Origin of the sequence: Pseudomonas sp. Teo4 (assembly GCF_034387475.1) — a bacterium.
In the GTDB taxonomy this organism is placed as follows: Bacteria; Pseudomonadota; Gammaproteobacteria; order Pseudomonadales; family Pseudomonadaceae; genus Aquipseudomonas.
In genome coordinates, this window is the sequence record NZ_JAXCIL010000002.1 from 539,244 (window position 1) to 556,938 (window position 17,695).

The 17,695-nt window shown below is 61.4% G+C and carries 16 protein-coding genes and 1 riboswitch; of the genes, 9 read left to right on the forward strand and 7 right to left on the reverse strand.

The window, feature by feature from the left end; all coding sequences use genetic code 11:
* Window positions 1-44 precede the first annotated feature (44 nt).
* The gene (gene ligB / locus PspTeo4_RS18810; RefSeq protein WP_322365422.1) at window positions 45-1,745 is read left to right on the forward strand and encodes an NAD-dependent DNA ligase LigB; all 1,701 of its coding nucleotides are present in this window, start codon (window positions 45-47) and stop codon (window positions 1,743-1,745) included.
* Between the two features lie 131 nt (window positions 1,746-1,876).
* On the forward strand, window positions 1,877-2,269 hold the full coding sequence (locus tag PspTeo4_RS18815; protein WP_322365423.1) for a DUF1090 domain-containing protein: 393 nt from the start codon (window positions 1,877-1,879) through the stop codon (window positions 2,267-2,269).
* A 44-nt stretch (window positions 2,270-2,313) separates the two neighbouring features.
* On the opposite strand, the gene PspTeo4_RS18820 is transcribed toward PspTeo4_RS18815, so the two are convergent.
* Window positions 2,314-2,760, reverse strand: coding sequence for a c-type cytochrome (locus tag PspTeo4_RS18820; protein ID WP_322365424.1), 447 nt, complete (start codon window positions 2,758-2,760; stop codon window positions 2,314-2,316).
* A gap of 115 nt (window positions 2,761-2,875) precedes the next feature.
* Between PspTeo4_RS18820 and PspTeo4_RS18825 the strand changes: the two genes are divergently transcribed.
* Window positions 2,876-4,027, forward strand: coding sequence for a murein transglycosylase A (locus tag PspTeo4_RS18825; protein ID WP_322365425.1), 1,152 nt, complete (start codon window positions 2,876-2,878; stop codon window positions 4,025-4,027).
* An 84-nt stretch (window positions 4,028-4,111) separates the two neighbouring features.
* On the opposite strand, the gene PspTeo4_RS18830 is transcribed toward PspTeo4_RS18825, so the two are convergent.
* A complete protein-coding gene (locus tag PspTeo4_RS18830; protein WP_322365427.1) occupies window positions 4,112-4,498 on the reverse strand; it encodes an MAPEG family protein in 387 nt (128 codons plus the stop codon).
* A 28-nt stretch (window positions 4,499-4,526) separates the two neighbouring features.
* Complete coding sequence (locus PspTeo4_RS18835; protein WP_322365428.1) at window positions 4,527-5,360, reverse strand: DMT family transporter; 834 nt, start codon at window positions 5,358-5,360, stop codon at window positions 4,527-4,529.
* A 218-nt stretch (window positions 5,361-5,578) separates the two neighbouring features.
* On the opposite strand from PspTeo4_RS18835, the gene PspTeo4_RS18840 reads away from it, so the two are divergent.
* A complete protein-coding gene (locus PspTeo4_RS18840; RefSeq protein WP_322365429.1) occupies window positions 5,579-6,814 on the forward strand; it encodes a sodium:proton antiporter in 1,236 nt (411 codons plus the stop codon).
* A gap of 140 nt (window positions 6,815-6,954) precedes the next feature.
* Here PspTeo4_RS18840 and PspTeo4_RS18845 read toward each other — a convergent pair whose 3' ends face one another.
* Window positions 6,955-7,356: an acyl-CoA thioesterase gene (locus PspTeo4_RS18845; protein WP_322365430.1), complete on the reverse strand. Its 402-nt coding sequence runs from the start codon at window positions 7,354-7,356 to the stop codon at window positions 6,955-6,957.
* Between the two features lie 179 nt (window positions 7,357-7,535).
* A riboswitch (S-adenosyl-L-homocysteine riboswitch) is annotated at window positions 7,536-7,631 on the forward strand.
* A gap of 20 nt (window positions 7,632-7,651) precedes the next feature.
* On the opposite strand from PspTeo4_RS18845, the gene ahcY reads away from it, so the two are divergent.
* From ahcY to PspTeo4_RS18870, 5 genes are all read left to right on the forward strand, one after another.
* Window positions 7,652-9,061, forward strand: coding sequence for an adenosylhomocysteinase (gene ahcY, locus PspTeo4_RS18850; protein ID WP_110633282.1), 1,410 nt, complete (start codon window positions 7,652-7,654; stop codon window positions 9,059-9,061).
* Window positions 9,062-9,198: 137 nt separating this feature from the next.
* Window positions 9,199-10,044, forward strand: a complete 846-nt coding sequence (metF, locus tag PspTeo4_RS18855) for a methylenetetrahydrofolate reductase [NAD(P)H] (RefSeq protein ID WP_322365431.1) — start codon at window positions 9,199-9,201, stop codon at window positions 10,042-10,044.
* A 92-nt stretch (window positions 10,045-10,136) separates the two neighbouring features.
* Window positions 10,137-11,213, forward strand: a complete 1,077-nt coding sequence (locus PspTeo4_RS18860; protein WP_322365432.1) for a hypothetical protein — start codon at window positions 10,137-10,139, stop codon at window positions 11,211-11,213.
* A gap of 49 nt (window positions 11,214-11,262) precedes the next feature.
* Window positions 11,263-12,051, forward strand: coding sequence for a transporter substrate-binding domain-containing protein (locus PspTeo4_RS18865; protein WP_322365433.1), 789 nt, complete (start codon window positions 11,263-11,265; stop codon window positions 12,049-12,051).
* A gap of 218 nt (window positions 12,052-12,269) precedes the next feature.
* Window positions 12,270-14,171, forward strand: coding sequence for a DEAD/DEAH box helicase (locus tag PspTeo4_RS18870; protein ID WP_322365434.1), 1,902 nt, complete (start codon window positions 12,270-12,272; stop codon window positions 14,169-14,171).
* Window positions 14,172-14,242: 71 nt separating this feature from the next.
* On the opposite strand, the gene PspTeo4_RS18875 is transcribed toward PspTeo4_RS18870, so the two are convergent.
* The 3 genes from PspTeo4_RS18875 to PspTeo4_RS18885 all read right to left on the reverse strand — a co-directional run bounded on the left by PspTeo4_RS18875 (window position 14,243) and on the right by PspTeo4_RS18885 (window position 17,635).
* Window positions 14,243-14,821 carry a YceI family protein gene (locus PspTeo4_RS18875; protein WP_322365435.1) on the reverse strand — a complete coding sequence of 193 codons (579 nt, stop codon included), beginning with the start codon at window positions 14,819-14,821 and terminating at the stop codon, window positions 14,243-14,245.
* A gap of 31 nt (window positions 14,822-14,852) precedes the next feature.
* On the reverse strand, window positions 14,853-15,404 hold the full coding sequence (locus PspTeo4_RS18880) for a cytochrome b (RefSeq protein WP_322365436.1): 552 nt from the start codon (window positions 15,402-15,404) through the stop codon (window positions 14,853-14,855).
* Between the two features lie 485 nt (window positions 15,405-15,889).
* Complete coding sequence (locus tag PspTeo4_RS18885; RefSeq protein ID WP_322365437.1) at window positions 15,890-17,635, reverse strand: FAD-dependent oxidoreductase; 1,746 nt, start codon at window positions 17,633-17,635, stop codon at window positions 15,890-15,892.
* Window positions 17,636-17,695: the final 60 nt, after the last annotated feature.

Here is a 17,695-nt window from a genome sequence, read left to right on the forward strand (position 1 = left end):
TGCCTAGGCTGAGGGCTCCACCTCGCCATGCAAGGATGCTGGCCATGCTGCTCATACGCTTGCTGCTCTCACTGTTGCTGCTTCAGGCCCACGGGGCCTTCGCCACCCCATGCCACGAATGGCCAGTGACACAGGCCAAGGCCGAAATCGCTAAGTTGCGCGACACCCTGGCAGGCTGGGATGACCACTACCACCGCCTGGGCCAGGCACAGGTCGCCGATGAGCTCTATGACCAGAGTCGACTGCGCCTGGAACGGCTGGAAGCCTGTGTCGTCAATCTCGAAGCTCGCCCTGATCCTCTGGCAAGTTCTAGAGGCCCCATTCCCCACCCCATCCCACACACCGGCGTCGACAAACTCAACGACCAGGCCGCCGCCGAACACTGGCTGGCCGGGAAGACGGGGGTTTGGGTACAGCCCAAGGTTGACGGGGTCGCCGTCTCGCTGGTTTACCGCCAGGGCCAACTGGTCCGTCTGCTTAGCCGAGGCGATGGCGTCCAAGGCCATGACTGGAGCCGTCACATCCCTCACCTCGGGAAGATCACCCGGCAACTGCCCAAGACCGTTGACCTGGTGCTGCAAGGTGAGCTGTACCAGCGCCTGGAAGGTCACGTTCAGGCCGAAGCAGGCAGCGTCAACGCCCGGGGGACCGTCGCCGGCCTGCTGGCGCGCCAGCAGTTGACCCCCGAGCAAGGCGCCGGCATCGGGTTGTTCGTGTGGGATTGGCCACAGGGGCCTTCCAACCAAGCCGAACGCGCGCAGCAACTGGCTGCCTTGGGTTTTCCGGACAGCCAACGCTTCAGCAAGGCTATCGACCAACCAGAGGATGCCATTCACTGGCGACAGTACTGGTACCGCTCCCCGCTGCCCTTTGCCACCGACGGAATAATTCTGCGCCAAGACAACCGACCTCCTGCCGAACGCTGGCAGGCCAGGGCACCCTACTGGATTGCCGCGTGGAAGTACCCCTACTCGCAAGTGCTGGCCTCGGTTCGCGAGGTCCGTTTCCGCATCGGGCGCACAGGCAGGGTCACACCGATATTGCACCTGACCCCCGTACGCCTGGATGACCGGCTTATCAGCCAGGTAAGCCTGGGCTCGCTGAAACGCTGGCAGACACTGGATATCCGCCCCGGCGACCAGGTCGCCATCAGCCTTGCCGGGCTGACCATTCCGCGCTTCGAGCAAGTAGTGCACCGCGCCGTCGAGCGCCGACCGGTCGCCCCACCCGCGCAGGGGCAATATCACGCTTACAGCTGCTGGCGAGCGAGCGACGATTGCCAAGAGCAATTCATTGCCAGGCTGACTTGGCTCAGTGGCCGCAGCGGGCTGGCCATGCCTGGTGTCGGGCCTGGGACCTGGCGACGCCTGGTGCAAAGCGGGCTGGTGAACTCGATTACGGACTGGCTGACGCTGGATACCCAACGATTGGCGCAAGTGCCGGGCATCAGCGAATCAACTGCCAGGCGGCTACAAAACGGCTTCGAAGTCGGCCGCTCGCGCCCCTTTGGCCAATGGCTGCGCGGGCTAGGCATACCCGCACCGGGCAACCTGACAATGGACGCCGATTGGTCGACGCTGGCCAGTCGACCTGCCAGTGATTGGCAAGCATTGCCAGACATTGGTGAAACTCGCTCAAAACAGCTCGCCGGCTTCTTCATGGACAAGGAGCTTCAAGCCATAGCCGCTCAGCTAGGGGAGATTGGAATCAATGGATTCACGATCAGTGACGCGCTTATTCAATAATTGAACCCCAAAAAACTTGTAGGAAAATACTTAGTTAAGAGGAGAAAACACCAACAAGGGTTTATAAATCCGCGAAACCAAGGCAGGATTTCTCCCAACTTTTGCTGCCCCGCCCCGTTTAGGAGGCCCTCATGAAACGCGTTTCCACCCTCGTCCTGCTGGCAACACTCGGCCTGGTGGCCGGCGCCGCACAGGCCGCACAGCCAGATGACGGCCTGACCGGTTGCGCCGCCAAGCGCAGCGCCATCGAGAATCAACTGAAAATTGCCCGCGATCACGGCAACAATGATCAGGTGGCGGGCCTGGAGGAGGCCCTGCGCGGGGTTGATAACTGCACCGACGCCAGCCTGCGTAAAGAGCGCGAACAGAAAGTGCTCGATGCACGCCATGAAGTGGCGCAACGCGAGAAAGACCTGAAGAAAGCCGAGAAGAAAGGCGACGCGGAAAAAATCAACAAGCGCAAGGACAAGCTTGCGGAATCCAGGAAGGAACTACAGGAAGCAGTGGACGAGCTGGACCACTGATCCAGGCAACTTCCCGCCTCACCCCAGCGCGAGGCGGGTGCCCTTCAATGATTGCGAAACTCTGTGTGACAGGCCTTACAGGCTGCCTCGACCTTGTCCATCGGCGCCTTTAGCTGTGTAGCATCCAACGGCTGCACACGAGTGGCCCCCACCAACTCCCCGGTCACACCTTCCAGCTGCATGGCCAAGTCATGAAACCGCGCCTGTCGCTCCCAGACCTCAGGCCGCGCACTACTTTCCCCTTCATCCTTGACCTGCGGAAAATGCTGCCATGGCGCATGGGCCAGACCATCGAGCTTGACCGCCCCGTCGGCAAACTTCACCCCATCGAACGGCAACCGTCCGCGCAGCATGCCGCCCATGTCTTCGCTGGTCTTGAGCATCTGCTTGAAGATCGCCTTGCGCTGCCCCAAGGGTGAGTTAGGATCGACACGGTCGCAGGCCACCAGGGACAGGCTGATCAGCAACACGGCTGTGAAACATTTGAACATCACGGTCACATTGGCAGAAGGAAAGGGCCGACAGTATCCTCGCCTGCTCGACAAAGACCAATACCCTTACGAAAAACAGGGGCAGCTGAGCCGGCTCCCCCTCAAGGATTCAACCATGAAATCTGCTCTGCGCCACCTCGCCTGGGCGCTGCCCGCCCTGGCCCTGCTGGCCGGCTGCAACGGCGGCGAAAACGCCAAGCCCGAACCCCACGCCATTGCCACCTACGTGCCTGCCACCTGGAAAGACCTGCCCGTCGTCAGTGACAGCGATCTGCTGGCCGGTTTCCAGGCGTGGCGCAACGGCTGCGAGAAACTCAAGCGCGACCCGGTCTGGGCAGCGACCTGTGAAGCAGCCGCCGGGGTTCCTGGCGATGCAGCGCAAATCCACGCGTTCTTGCAGCAGAACCTGCAAGTGCTAGGCCTGCGCTCGGCCGAGAACAACGCCACCGGCCTGATCACCGGTTACTACGAGCCGGTCTACCCTGGCAGCCTGGAACGCACCGAAGCGGCACATGTTGCGGTGTACGGCGTACCCGACGACATGATCGTGGTCGACCTGGCCAGTGTTTACCCGGAACTCAAGGGCAAACGCCTGCGCGGGCGACTGGACGGTCGCGTACTCAAGCCCTACGACACGGCCGAGGTGATCAACCGTGATGGCGTGAATGCACCGGTGCTGGCCTGGCTGACCGACCCGATGGATTTGCAGTTCCTGCAGATCCAGGGTTCGGGTCGCGTCCAGCTGGAGGATGGCCGGCAATTGCGACTCGGTTATGCCGACCAGAATGGCCACCCCTATCGCCCCATTGGTCGCTGGCTGGTAGAGCAAGGCCAGTTGAAGAAAGAAGACGTGACCATGGGGAGCATCCACGCCTGGGCACAGGCGAATCCGCAGCGGGTGCCGGAGCTGCTGGCCAGCAACCCCAGCTACGTGTTCTTCAGCGCCCGCCCGGACAGCAATGAAGGGCCTCGCGGGTCGCTCAACGTACCACTGACCGCTGGCTACAGCGTAGCAATCGACCGCAAGGTGATCCCGCTGGGCAGCCTGTTGTGGCTGTCCACCACTCGCCCTGACGGCTCGCCGGTGGTGCGCCCGGTGGGTGCTCAGGACACCGGCGGGGCGATTGCTGGCGAAGTGCGTGCCGACCTTTTCTGGGGCACCGGGCCTGAAGCGGGTGAGTTGGCCGGCAACATGAAGCAACAGGGGCAGATCTGGATGCTCTGGCCCAAGGACAAGCCGGTTCCAGAAGTGCCTAAAGTACCTTGAGACCGCGTTGATTTAATCGCCGGCAAGCCGGCTCCTACACGATCTGCGTAGGACCGGCTTACCGACCATCAGGGCGGCACGATCTCAGATGGAAACCACGAAGAACGACACGATCAGCGCCAACCCGGCAAACCACACCAGCGACCGCAAGGCAGCCCAATCGGCCAGGTAGCAGATGATGTAAAGCAACCGGCTGGTGATATAGAGCACCGCCAGCACATCCTGGGTCACCTGCTCGGCATTGCCGACGATATCGGCCACCAACACCGCCGCCGCAAATGCCGGAAACGCCTCATAACCGTTCTGCTGAGCGGCATTGGCCCGACGCGGCAACCCCGACAGCGTGTCGAGAAACGCGCGAGGGTCGTGATTGTCCTTCAAGCCAAAACGGCCACTGCTCGCCTTGGCAATCAACGCACACAGCGGCGGCAACACAAGCGCGATCAGGATGCACCACAGGGCAACGGTCATGGACAGGACTCCTTGTTCATTGGTTGGGTCAGAGCTTCATCACCAGCATGCCTGCCAGGACCAGCCCGCAAGCTAGGAGTCTCGGGCCGCCAAAAGGTTCTTTGAGGTAGCGCATGCCAAGCAAAACCACCAGGATCACGCTCAACTCACGCAGCGCCGCGGCCTCTGCCACCGACCCCAGGTGCATGGCCCACAATACCAATGCGTAGCTGAACAGCACGCACAAACCTACCGCCAAGCCCAGACGCCACTGCGTTTGCCAGAACAGCGCAAACTGCGGACGCCGGGCGACACACGCCAACAACGGGAACGGCCAGGCGCTGAGCAGTGTCAGCCAGACCAGGTAGTCCCACGGCTTGCCCCACAGCCTGACGGCCTGCCCGTCAAACCAGGTGTAACAGCCGATGCACAAGCCGATCAGCGCCACCACTGGCAGCATCGACCACGGTAGCCGGTCGCCTCCGCCTCCCTGCCAAAGCAGACAAGCCATGCCGCAGGGGATCAACAAGATGCCGATGATCTGCTGCTGGCTCAATGACTCGCCTGCAAATGCCAGGGTCAAACCCAGCACCACCAGCGGCGACAGCCCGCGCATCAGAGGATAGACCAGCCCCAGGTCGCCAACCCGATAGGCCTTGATCAGCAGGACACGGTACAGCTGTTCAGCCATGGCCGATGCCAACAGCCATGGCCAGATTTCAGCCGGTGGAAACTCGACGAAGGCCACCGCCAGCACGGCAAACACCAGGGCCACGGCGTCCATGCTGGCGATCACCAACAGTCGCTCGCCGCTGAATTTGATCAGGGTGTTCCAGGTGGCGTGCAGCAGGGCTGCAACCAAAACCAGAGAAGTTGCCAACACGCGAAAAATCCTTGCAGAGAATCCGGACCCTCGATGGCCCAGGCAGGCCAACACTACATCGGTTTCCACCCTGCGCTCTACAGGGTTGGCTGACAGCCGAAGGGAACGAATCTGGCATATCTGGTCATAAGGTGTGTCCCGAAACCCTCGCCAGGCCATCAAAGAACTGCCCGAGCCATTCGGGTTACGACTTGGAAGCCACTGTTACAGGATTTGGGATGCTTGAATTAGTTGCAGCGTTTATCTGCCTTACCACCCTCCTCACCTACGTCAACTACCGTTTCATCGGCCTGCCACCCGCCATCGGCGTGATGGTCACCGCGCTGTTGTTTTCCCTGATGCTGCAGGGCCTGAGCCTGATTGGCTTCCCTGGCCTGGAAGCGCGCGTCGAAGGGTTGATGAACCAGATCGACTTCAACGACCTGCTGATGCACTGGATGCTGTCGTTCCTGCTGTTCGCCGGCGCATTGCACGTCAACCTCGCCGACCTGCGTAGCTACCGCTGGCCAATTGGCCTGCTGGCAACCTTCGGCGTGCTGATAGCCACCTTCGTGATCGGCTACCTCGCGCACTGGGTGTTCGCCCTGTTCGGCTGGAACGTACCGCTGATCTACTGCCTGCTGTTCGGTGCGCTGATTTCGCCCACCGACCCTATCGCCGTGCTCGGCGCACTGCGTACCGCGAATGCCTCCAAACCGCTGAAAACCACCATCGTCGGCGAGTCGTTGTTCAACGACGGAACGGCAGTGGTGGTGTTCACCGTGCTGCTGGGCATCATCCAGATGGGCGAAACGCCAAGCGTCACCGAGACGGCCATACTGTTCGTCCATGAAGCCGTGGGTGGCGTGCTGTTTGGCGGGCTGATCGGCTATGCCACCTACCGCATGATCAAAAGCGTCGAGCAGTACCAGGTTGAGGTGATGCTGACCCTGGCGCTGGTGATCGGTGGTTCGGCGATGTGTTACGAGCTGCACGTGTCGGCCCCCATCGCCATGGTGGTTGCCGGCCTGATCATCGGCAACCTGGGGCGCAACCTGGCCATGAACGACATGACCCGCCGCTACATGGACGGTTTCTGGGAACTGATCGATGACATGCTCAACGCCCTGCTGTTCGCCCTGATCGGCCTCGAACTGTTGCTGCTGCCATTCAACTGGCTGCACCTGGCGGCAGGTGGCGTGCTGGCGGTTGCGGTCTTGCTTTCGCGACTGTTGACGGTGGCACCAGCCATCGTGCTGCTGCGTCGCTGGAGAAGCGTGCCCAAGGGCACCGTCCGGGTGCTGACCTGGGGTGGCTTGCGGGGCGGGGTGTCGGTGGCACTGGCGCTGTCGCTGCCGGTTGGCGATGAGCGGGACCTGCTGCTGTCGATTACCTACATCGTGGTGTTGTCGTCGATCCTGGTGCAAGGTTTGACGGTGGGTCGCGTGGTGCGTGGGGTTTCCGTACAGCCTTGAGATTGTCTGCGGCCATCATGGCCCTATCGCCGGCAAGCCGGCTCCCACAGGTTCTGCAGTGTTCTCAAGGTCTACGCGGTCCATGTGGGAGCCGGCTTGCCGGCGATAGGGCCAGACCTGCAAACAAGCTTCCGGTTTGTTTACTCGACCGCAGTATCCGGGAATTGGTCCTGGATGTACTTGATCTCGGTCCGCCCGTGCGGAGCCGGCTGCCCATCTTCACCCAGGTTGACGAACACCATCTTGTCGACGGTCAGGATCGGCTTGCGGGTGATCTTGTTGCGCACTTCGCACTTGAGGGTGATGGAGGTACGGCCGAACTCGGTGGCGGTGATGCCCAGCTCGATGATGTCACCCTGGCGCGAGGCACTGACGAAGTTGATCTCCGAGATGTATTTGGTCACCACGCGCTGGTTGCCCAGCTGGACGATGGCGTAGATCGCCGCCTCTTCGTCGATCCAGCGCAGCAGACTGCCGCCGAACAGCGTGCCATTAGGGTTGAGGTCTTCGGGTTTTACCCATTTGCGGGTGTGAAAGTTCATCGGTACTCCTGACCTGCTTGGCTAACGTGAACTAATGATGGCAGAGCGGCCGCCAGCGCTCCATTGAACATCGACTATCGTCGCGATTAATCGACAGAAAGCCTTGGGTGTGTCACACAGCCAAGGCTATAATCCCTGCCGTTTCACATGGCTGCCCACCGCGGCGCCATGCCCGCCACCCATCCGAGGGGCGCTGCAGCAGGCTTGGCCTGTCAGGCTCGGTTGGGGCGTTGTCCGCGACGCGGACGCTCAACGCACAACGGCGCCCATTCGCACACTACGAATGGAGGCTCTAATGAGCGCTGTAAACACGCCTGCAGGTTTTTCCGACTTCAAGGTCGCCGACATCTCCCTGGCCGACTGGGGCCGCAAAGAAGTCATCATCGCCGAATCGGAAATGCCCGCACTGATGGGCCTGCGCCGCAAGTATCAAGCTGAGCAACCGCTCAAGGGCGCGAAGATCATCGGCTGCATCCACATGACCATTCAGACCGCCGTGCTGATCGAGACCCTGGTTGCCCTGGGTGCCGAAGTTCGCTGGTCGTCCTGCAACATCTTCTCGACTCAAGACCAGGCCGCTGCCGCCATCGCCGCCGCCGGCATCCCTGTGTTCGCCTGGAAAGGTGAAACCGAGCAGGAGTACGAGTGGTGCATCGAGCAGACCATCCTCAAGGACGGTCAGCCATGGGATGCCAACATGGTGCTGGACGACGGCGGTGACCTGACCGAGATCCTGCACAAGAAATACCCGGCCATGCTGGAAAAAATCCACGGCGTGACCGAAGAGACCACCACTGGCGTACACCGCCTGCTGGACATGCTGGCCAAGGGCGAGCTGAAAGTCCCGGCGATCAACGTCAACGACTCGGTCACCAAGAGCAAGAACGACAACAAGTACGGCTGCCGTCACAGCCTGAACGATGCCATCAAGCGCGGCACCGACCACCTGCTGTCGGGCAAGCAAGCCCTGGTGATCGGCTACGGCGACGTGGGCAAGGGCTCGGCCCAGTCCCTGCGCCAGGAAGGCATGATCGTCAAGGTCACCGAAGTTGACCCGATCTGCGCCATGCAAGCCTGCATGGACGGCTTCGAAGTCGTCTCGCCATTCAAGGACGGCATCAACACCGGTACCGAAGCTGGCATCAACGCTGACCTGCTGGGCCGCATCGACCTGATCGTCACCACCACCGGTAACGTCAACGTCTGCGACGCCAACATGCTCAAGGCCCTGAAGAAGCGCGCCGTTGTCTGCAACATCGGCCACTTCGACAACGAAATCGACACCGCCTTCATGCGCAAGAACTGGGCGTGGGAAGAGGTCAAGCCGCAGGTTCACAAGATCCACCGCACCGGCGCTGGCACCTTCGACCCGCAGAACGACGACTACCTGATCCTGCTGGCCGAAGGCCGCCTGGTGAACCTGGGTAACGCCACTGGCCACCCAAGCCGCATCATGGACGGTTCGTTCGCCAACCAGGTCCTGGCCCAGATCTTCCTGTTCGAGCAGAAGTTCGCCGAGCTGCCAGCCGCCAAGAAAGCCGAGCGCCTGACCGTTGAAGTACTGCCGAAGAAACTCGACGAAGAAGTGGCCCTGGAAATGGTCCGCGGCTTCGGCGGCGTGGTCACCCAGCTGACCCCGCAACAAGCCGAGTACATCGGTGTGACCGTCGAAGGCCCGTTCAAGCCGCACGCCTACCGCTACTGATAGGCGGCCCGAGTGCCAGGCACTTCGCCTGGCACTTGCAGGCAGCGCTTTGCAACGATGCCCGAGCCAGGCCGGCCCACACCGCCCTGGCTTTTATTTGCAGTTGCCAGCCGCGCTGGTAGCTGAAGGAACTAGAGATGTCACAAGAACGCCGCTACAGTTTCGAGTTCTTCCCCACCAAGACCGATGCCGGCCACGAAAAACTGATGGGCGTTGCCCGCCAGCTGGCCAGCTACAAACCGGACTTCTTCTCCTGCACCTACGGTGCCGGTGGCTCGACCCGTGATCGCACGCTCAACACCGTGCTGCAGCTGGAAAGCGAAGTGAAGGTGCCGGCCGCCCCGCATCTTTCCTGCGTCGGCGACAGCAAGGAAGAGCTGCGCACCCTGCTGGCCCAGTACCAGGCTGCCGGCATCAAACGCATCGTCGCCCTGCGCGGTGACCTGCCATCCGGCATGGGCATGGCCAGCGGCGAGCTGCGCTACGCCAGCGACCTGGTCGAGTTCATCCGCCAGGAAACCGGCAACCACTTCCACCTGGAAGTGGCCGCTTATCCTGAAATGCACCCGCAGGCGCGCAACTTCGAGCACGACCTGGCCAATTTCGTGCACAAGGTCAAAGCCGGTGCCGACAGCGCCATCACCCAGTACTTCTTCAACGCCGACAGCTACTTCTATTTCGTCGAGCGTGCACAGAAGCTGGGCGTGGACATTCCTGTGGTGCCGGGCATCATGCCGATCACCAACTACAGCAAGCTTGCCCGTTTCTCCGACGCCTGCGGTGCCGAGATTCCACGCTGGATCCGCAAGCAGTTGGAAGCCTACGGCGATGACACCGCCAGCATCCAGGCATTCGGCGAAGAAGTGATCACCCGTATGTGCGAACAACTGCTGCAAGGCGGTGCACCGGGCCTGCACTTCTACACCCTGAACCAGGCCGAACCTAGCCTGGCTATCTGGAACAACCTGAAGCTGCCTCGCTGAAACAAATTGGCAACATCTGTTTAAGGAATGATTAAGGCTTTGGTCCTAGACTAAAGCCTTATTTTTTCTGTGGACAGACAGGTTTGCCTGATATGCAAGCACGTTCGCCTTCACGCCCTCAGCTCGTTTATCTCGCCTTCGGCCCGGCCACCTATCATCAGGAAGCCTGCTTCAGCATCGCCAGCGCCCTCACCCGCCTGGGTGAAACCTCAGGCGCAACCCTCGACATTCAGGTCTACACCGACAACCCAGAGCCCTACGGCAATCTACCCGCCACCGTGCACGTGCTGGATGAGGCGACGCGCAAGGCCTGGAACCAACCCCACGGCTATCATTTTCGCAGCAAGCACGTAGTACTGCGCCAAGTGCTCGAACAGCACCCGCTCGCCGTGCTGATCGACACTGACACATTCTTCCGCACCTCGCCGCTGCAGCTGTTCGAGCGCGTAAAACCGGGCCAGTTGCTGTGCAACGCCATCGGTGCGCCCTACGGCGCAAATCGCCAGACTGTGCTGTACAAGGGCCTGCGCACCACTCTCCAGCAGCGCGGGCTGGCCGACGACCAGATGCCCATGGTCAACTCCGGTGTCATCGGCCTGACACAAGCTGATGCGCAGGTACTGGAGCGCTCCATAGCGATGATGGACGAGTTCTATCCCCTGGTACCCACTGCCTACACACTCGAAGAATTCTGCCTGGCGACGGCCGCCTACCGCACCCTCGCGCTGGCCGAGTGTACCGATGTGATCCACCACTACTGGAGCCGTAAGCAGCAGTTCCGCGCGAAGATCCAGGCCTGGCTGCGCAAGCATGGCGATCAGCCGCTCAGCGAGGCGGCGCAGGCCGACGTGCTGCTGGTCAACGATCAACTGCCCCGCCCTCCTGCCCTGCACCGCCTGGGCTGCAAAGCCCTGACCCTGACTCTGCCGAGCCAGGAGCGCCAATTTGCCAGGGAGCTACTGTATGGCTGTTACCCTTACACGAATGAGTTCGACCGTGCCTGTGCACCAGCCTGGTGGGACAAAGCACTGGAAAACTACATACAGCGCCAAGGTCGCATGGAGCCCGACCAATTGCGTCGCTGCCTGCGCCACCCTGGCATGCGGTTGTCGCTAGGCTCACGCCGCATGGAAGTCGAAGGTCACTTGCTCAAGGCAGCACAGCACTGAGCGCTGCTCTTCACTGGCCTTGGTCAGATCGAGCGCGTAATCTTCGGCCATGCCTGACGTAGCCCGCCTCATCTGCCTGCTGTTGCTTGCCTGCCTGAGCCCCACGGCCCTGGGCGAACGTCTGCGCCTGGTCACCGATGACTGGGCCCCATACGCCTACCAGGACAACGGCCAACCCAAAGGCATCGACTACGAAGTCACCACAGAAGTGTTCAAGCGCCTGGGCATTGAGGTGGAATGGCAGTTCCTGCCCTGGAAGCGGTGTCTGGCCATGGTTGAGCAAGGCCTGGCCGACGGTGTGATGGACATTTTCGAGACCGACTCGCGCAAACCCTACATGGTCTACCCCACAGAGCCCATGTCGGACGTTGAGTTCGTGCTGTTCCAGAAGAGCACGCGCCGCCACCCCGTGACACGGTTGGAAGACCTGAGCGGGCTGACCGTGGGTACCTCGCCCGGCTATACCTATGGCACCCCCTTCAGCGAATCACCGCATTTTCGCCGAGAGGCAGCGCCTACCCACGAGGCCAATTTCGGCAAATTGATGCTTGGCCGCATCGACCTGCTGGTGACCGACCGCCGAGTCGGGCGTTACCTGCGCAAACAACTGGGCCTCGAACAGCAGGTCGAGGAGCTGCCGCTGGTGATCAATCGCCAGGCGCAATATCTGGGTTTGGCCAGGAAACCCGGGCGTGAGGTGCTGGCCAGAGATTTCGCCGAAGAACTGCGGCGCTTCAAGCAAGAGCCAGCCTACGCCGCGATCAACAACCGCTACATCGACGACTCCGACAATATTCCTCGCGCCGTTGAGCAGCAGGAAAGCAGCACGCTGCGTTAGCTCTGTTATACTCGGGCCTTCCCGCCCGGCTCACGCCCGGACGCTCGGCCTCGCAACAGGCATCCTGATCGGTAACGACGCCCCTTCGCGCTCGCCCTCCGCTGCCCGGATGCGCAGTGAAAGCCCAGCTGGACCGGACGCGATCGCATCCCACCGATGCCCGTCGCGCCAGGCAGAATATCCCAACGGGCCCAGCCCCCACGAGAACAGGATTGCCCATGTCCTTTGCTTCCCTCGGTCTCTCCGAGGCTCTTGTCCGCGCTATCGAGGCAGCGGGCTACACCCAGCCGACTCCGGTGCAACAGCGGGCCATTCCCGCCGTGTTGCAAGGCCGCGACCTGATGGTCGCCGCTCAGACAGGTACTGGTAAAACCGGCGGTTTCGCACTGCCGATTCTTGAGCGTCTGTTCCCGGGTGGCCACCCCGACAAATCGCAACGCCATGGCCCGCGCCAGCCTCGCGTGCTGGTGTTGACCCCGACTCGCGAGTTGGCGGCGCAGGTGCATGACAGCTTCAAGGTGTATGCCCGCGACCTGTCCCTGGTCAGCGCCTGCATCTTCGGCGGCGTTGGCATGAACCCGCAGATCCAGGCTATTGCCAAGGGTGTGGATGTGTTGGTGGCCTGCCCCGGCCGCCTGCTCGACCTCGCCGGCCAAGGCAAAGTCGACCTGGCCCACGTGGAAATCCTGGTCCTCGACGAAGCCGACCGCATGCTCGACATGGGCTTCATCCACGATGTGAAGAAGGTGCTGGCCCGCTTGCCGGCCAAACGCCAGAACCTGCTGTTCTCGGCCACCTTCTCCAAAGACATCACCGACCTGGCCGACAAGCTCCTGCACAACCCGGAGCGCATCGAGGTCACGCCACCGAATACCACGGTCGAGCGAATCGAACAGCGCGTCTACCGTTTGCCAGCCAGCCACAAGCGCGCACTGCTCGCGCACCTGATCACTCTGGGTGCCTGGGAGCAGGTGCTGGTCTTCACCCGCACCAAGCACGGTGCCAACCGCCTGGCCGAGTACCTGGAAAAGCACGGCCTGACCGCCGCCGCGATCCACGGCAACAAGAGCCAGAATGCCCGCACCAAAGCCCTGGCCGACTTCAAGGCCAACAGTGTGCGCGTGCTGGTCGCTACCGATATCGCCGCCCGCGGCCTGGACATCGACCAACTGCCCCATGTGGTCAACTTCGAGCTACCCAATGTCGAGGAAGACTACGTCCACCGTATCGGCCGCACCGGCCGTGCCGGGCGTTCGGGCGAGGCCATCTCCCTGGTTGCGCCGGATGAAGAGAAGCTGCTCAAGAGCATCGAGCGGGTCACCAAGCAGAAGATTCCGGATGGTGACCTGATGGGCTTCGACCCAAGCCAGGTGGAGGCCGAGAAGCCCGAGACTCGTGAACGCCCGCAGAATAGCGGCCGTGGCGGTCGCAACCAGCAGCCTCGCGGCGAATCCACCAAAGAAGGCAGCGGTGGCCGTAAGGACAAGGGCAAGGACAAAGGCAAGACCAAGCAACAGGCATCGGAAAAGTCTGCCGAGAAGGAAAAGACTGGCGAGCGCCAACAACAGCCGCGCAAGCCACGTGACAAGAAGCCTCGCCAGAAGCAGGCGAGCAACGCCAGCGCACCGCAGGCGCCTGTTGACCGTGATCCGGAAGAGTTCCTGGATGACGATATCGACAACTTCGGTAACCGTGCTGACTACGTCAGCCCGTACCAGAACGCCAAGAACCAGGGCCGTAATCGTCGTCCAGGCGGCGGTGCCGGCCAGAGTCAGCAACAAGGTCAGGGTCAAAGCCCGCGTAGCAACAGTGGTGGCCAAGGCCGTAACGGCGGCCAGCAGCGCAATGCCAGCGGCGAGAAGCGCCCACCGCGCAACAACAATGGTGGTGGCGGTGCCCGCCGTGACGGTAATGCCGGTGGTGGTCGCAACCGCTCGGCCGGTCGCAGCGATAACACCCGTCAGGAACCGGCAGTACGCAGCCCGCGTGAGCCGCAAAACCAACCGGTGATCATCCGCAAGGAATCCAAGCTCGACCGTTACCCGACGCCTGAGCAACTGGATGAGCTGCCGAGCCGTCCGCGCGGCGAGCGCCCTGCGCTGTTGACCCGTAATCGCTGACTTCAAGCCCCGCAGCGCCAAATGAAAACGCCGCCCACTCGGGCGGCGTTTTTCATTGTGACAACTGCAGCTTACTTCTGCTTCACACCTTCGACACTGATATCCAGATCCAGGGTCTGCGAAGTAGCACCCGGGCCTTTGATACCGAAATCGTTCAGGTTCAGCGTGGTGGTGGCGTTGAAGCCAGCGCGCTCACCGCCCCATGGGTCCTTGCCTTCACCGTTGAAGGTGGCCTTGAAGGTGACAGGCTTGGTCACGCCGTGCATGGTCAGGTCACCGGTCACATCAGCGGTTTTTTCACCGGTGGATTTGACGCTGGTGGAAACGAATTTGGCTTCTGGATACTTCTTCACGTCCAGGAAGTCTTTGCTGGCGATGTGCTTGTCACGCTCAGCGTGGTTGGACCACAGGCTGGCGGTCTTCAGGTCGACAGTGATCTTGCTGGCTTCAGGCTTCGCGCTGTCCCAGGTGAAGTTACCGTCGAAGTCCTTGAAGGTGCCGTGGATGAAGCTATAGCCCAGGTGGCTGATCTTCCAGTCGACGAACGCGTGCTGGCCTTCCTTGTCGATCTTGTACTCGGCAGCCATGGCCTGGCCAGCGGAGATCAGAGCGGTACCGAGCGCCAGAGCGGCAAAAGTCTTTTTCAACATCCTTTCTTTCCTTTGCAATTGAGGTTGAGAGTCAAGCTTTGCGGCCCAGCATGCGGGTCAGGGTCGCGTCACGGTCGATGAAGTGGTGTTTCAGCGCTGCCAAGCCATGCAGTACGGCGAAGATCACCAGCCCCCACGCCAGGTACAGATGAATCTCGCCAGCCAGGTCGGCTTGGTCAGGCAAATCACTGATCAAGGCCGGCACTTCGAACAGGCCGAACACCGGAATGCCGACGCCGTCGGCGGTGGAAATCAGGTAACCGGCGATCATCACCGCGAACAGCCCCAGGTACAGTGCCAGATGGCCCAGCTTGGCGGCCACTCGCGTCAACGGCCCATGGTTGGCCGGAGCCGGAGGCGGTGGGCTGATGAAGCGCCACACCACGCGCAGTACCATCACCGCCAACAACACCAGGCCAATGCTCTTGTGCAGGTCAGGGCCAGATTTGCGCCACGGGCTGTAGTAGTCGAGCCCGACCATCCACAAGCCCAGGCCAAACAGCCCGAAGACCGCCAGGGCCACGCCCCAGTGCAGGAAAATGCTGACCACGCCGTAACGAGCGGGTGAGTTGCGCAGTTGCATGTTGACGTGTTCCCCCGTGAAAGCTGTGCACAGACTAACGCGTGACGTATCGAAAAACAGCGGAAAAAACTGCTAGAAACAAACAAGAAAACTGATAGCTATTTTCCACAAAGACCGTTAAGGGAACGTTAACGATAATTGGACAGCCTTCCCGCTATGACTGCAGTTTCTGCTCTGCGAGGCTCACTGGGCTTATTCCATTAGCCATCGAGGTACAAACACATGAGCAAGCACTGCTTCATTCTCAAAGAAATAGAAGTACACAGGTTAGACGATACTGCAGGTCTTCACCTGAACCTGAACAAAGGTGATCAGATAGCCGTTCCCGTCGACGGCGAGCCCGAGCAACATAACATTCTGAGGAAGCTTTACTTGATCGCAGAGGATTCGTACCTGTATTACCTGGGCTACTACTGAGGGATAGACGCTTCAGCGTCCTCGCCCCACAGCGCTCAAGACTGTAGGGCGAGTCGAAGTTTCAGTGTTTAGTCTGCCTTGGCCTGAGTATTGGCCACAGACTTCTTGGCGGGCTCGGACTTGGCAGTCGCTTTCTTCACCGGAGCAGGCTTGTGAGCCGTCTTGTGCGCGGAGGTCGGCTTGGCCGGCGCAGCCTTGGCAGCAGGTTTTACCTCAACGGGCTTGGCCGGCTCTTCCTTGGCCACAACCGCTGGCGCAGCTGGAGTCGGCGCTGTGACCGGTGCAGCCGTTTCGGCTTTGGTCACAGGCGTGGGCTTGGCTTCGACCTTGTCTCCCCCGCCAAACAGACGCGAGAAGAACCCGCCCTCTTTTTTCGCCGCCACAGCACCTGCTGCGGCCGCCGCTGCAACAGGTGCCGCCTTGGCCGGGTCGAACGACTTGCCTGCCAGCAGGTCCTGCACCTGACTGGCGGCACGCTGACCACTGCGCAGGGCGCCCTCCAGGGTACCTGGGTACAACGCGTCGGTGTGCTCACCGGCAAAGGTGATGCGCTGAACTGGACGCTCCCACAGGCGCCAGTACTTGCTGATCTGGCCTGGACCATAGGCGAGGTAAGCACCACCCGTGTTGGCATCGGTGCTGTAGCGCTTGAGCTCATAGCCGGTGAACGAACCGCGAGCCTGAGGGTAGAACGCATGCAAGCGGATCAACACCTGGTCGACCATCTGCTTGTCGCCAAATGCCTGCAACAGGCGGGCATTGTCGCCGGACAAGTTGATAACTACGTTGGCACCGCCCTTGAGCGCTGGCTCGATCCAGAGCATGCCGAGGCCGACGTTGCTGAAGATTTCACCCGACATCCGCGCCTTGCTTTCCCACACGGGCTGCTTGAACTTGAGCATCAGCTGGTCGCGCCAGCCATAGTTGGTGCCTTTCAGAGCCGCCATGTGCTGGTTGTCGAGGCCCGGCGTCATCTGAATCTTGGCCAGGGCGCGCAGGGGTACGGCCATCACCAGGTAGTCGGCCTGGTAGCCGACGCTACCGACCTTGACCGTCACACCGTCCTTGTCCTGCACGATGGAGGTGACCGGCGAGCTGGTCTTGATGGTCTTGAGCTGCTTGACGAAGGCCTGCGCCAGCACCGGGCTACCACCCGGCAGGCGGGCAGCGCGCAGGTCACGGTCACTCACTCCGCGATAGACACGGTTCTGCTGCGCGAAATAAAGCAGCGACAGCCGCGACGGCTCATCGTAGCGGGTACGAATCTGCTGGTTGATCAGTTGCCGTGCAGTGGTCGGCAGTTGCAGCTTGTCGAGCCAGGTGGACACGTTCATCTGGTCGAGGGCGAACAGCGTGCTGGTAGCCTGGGGATTCAGCGGATCGTCAATCGAGCGAGCCAAGTCATCGAGGGTCTTCTCGTAGCGCTTGATTGCCTCGGCAGTGGCCGGCTGCTTGGTAGCCAGGTCAGCGGCATTGAAATACACGCCGTCAATCAGATAGCCCGGTGTACGCACGAACTCCGGCGCAGGCAGTGTTTCAAGCTTGAAACGGTCCAGGTACTGGTTCAGCACCGGCTGGGCCTTGCTGTTGCCGATCCACTCGCTGGTGGCCAGGCCCGAGCGACCGCCCATGCCCGACTTCGCCTCCAGCAGGGTCACCTGCCAGCCCTTGTTCTGCAGCTCATAGGCCGCGGTCAGGCCTGCCAGGCCGCCACCCACGACGATTGCCGAAGGTGTCTTGTCCTTTGCCAGCGCGGCACCGCTGGACACACCAATCAATACCAACGCGCACAGGCGCACCCAAGCAGCGGCCATATCGGCGAACTCCGAGTAAGAAGCAAAAGAATAGGGAGAGGCAGGAATGCCCCGAGGGAG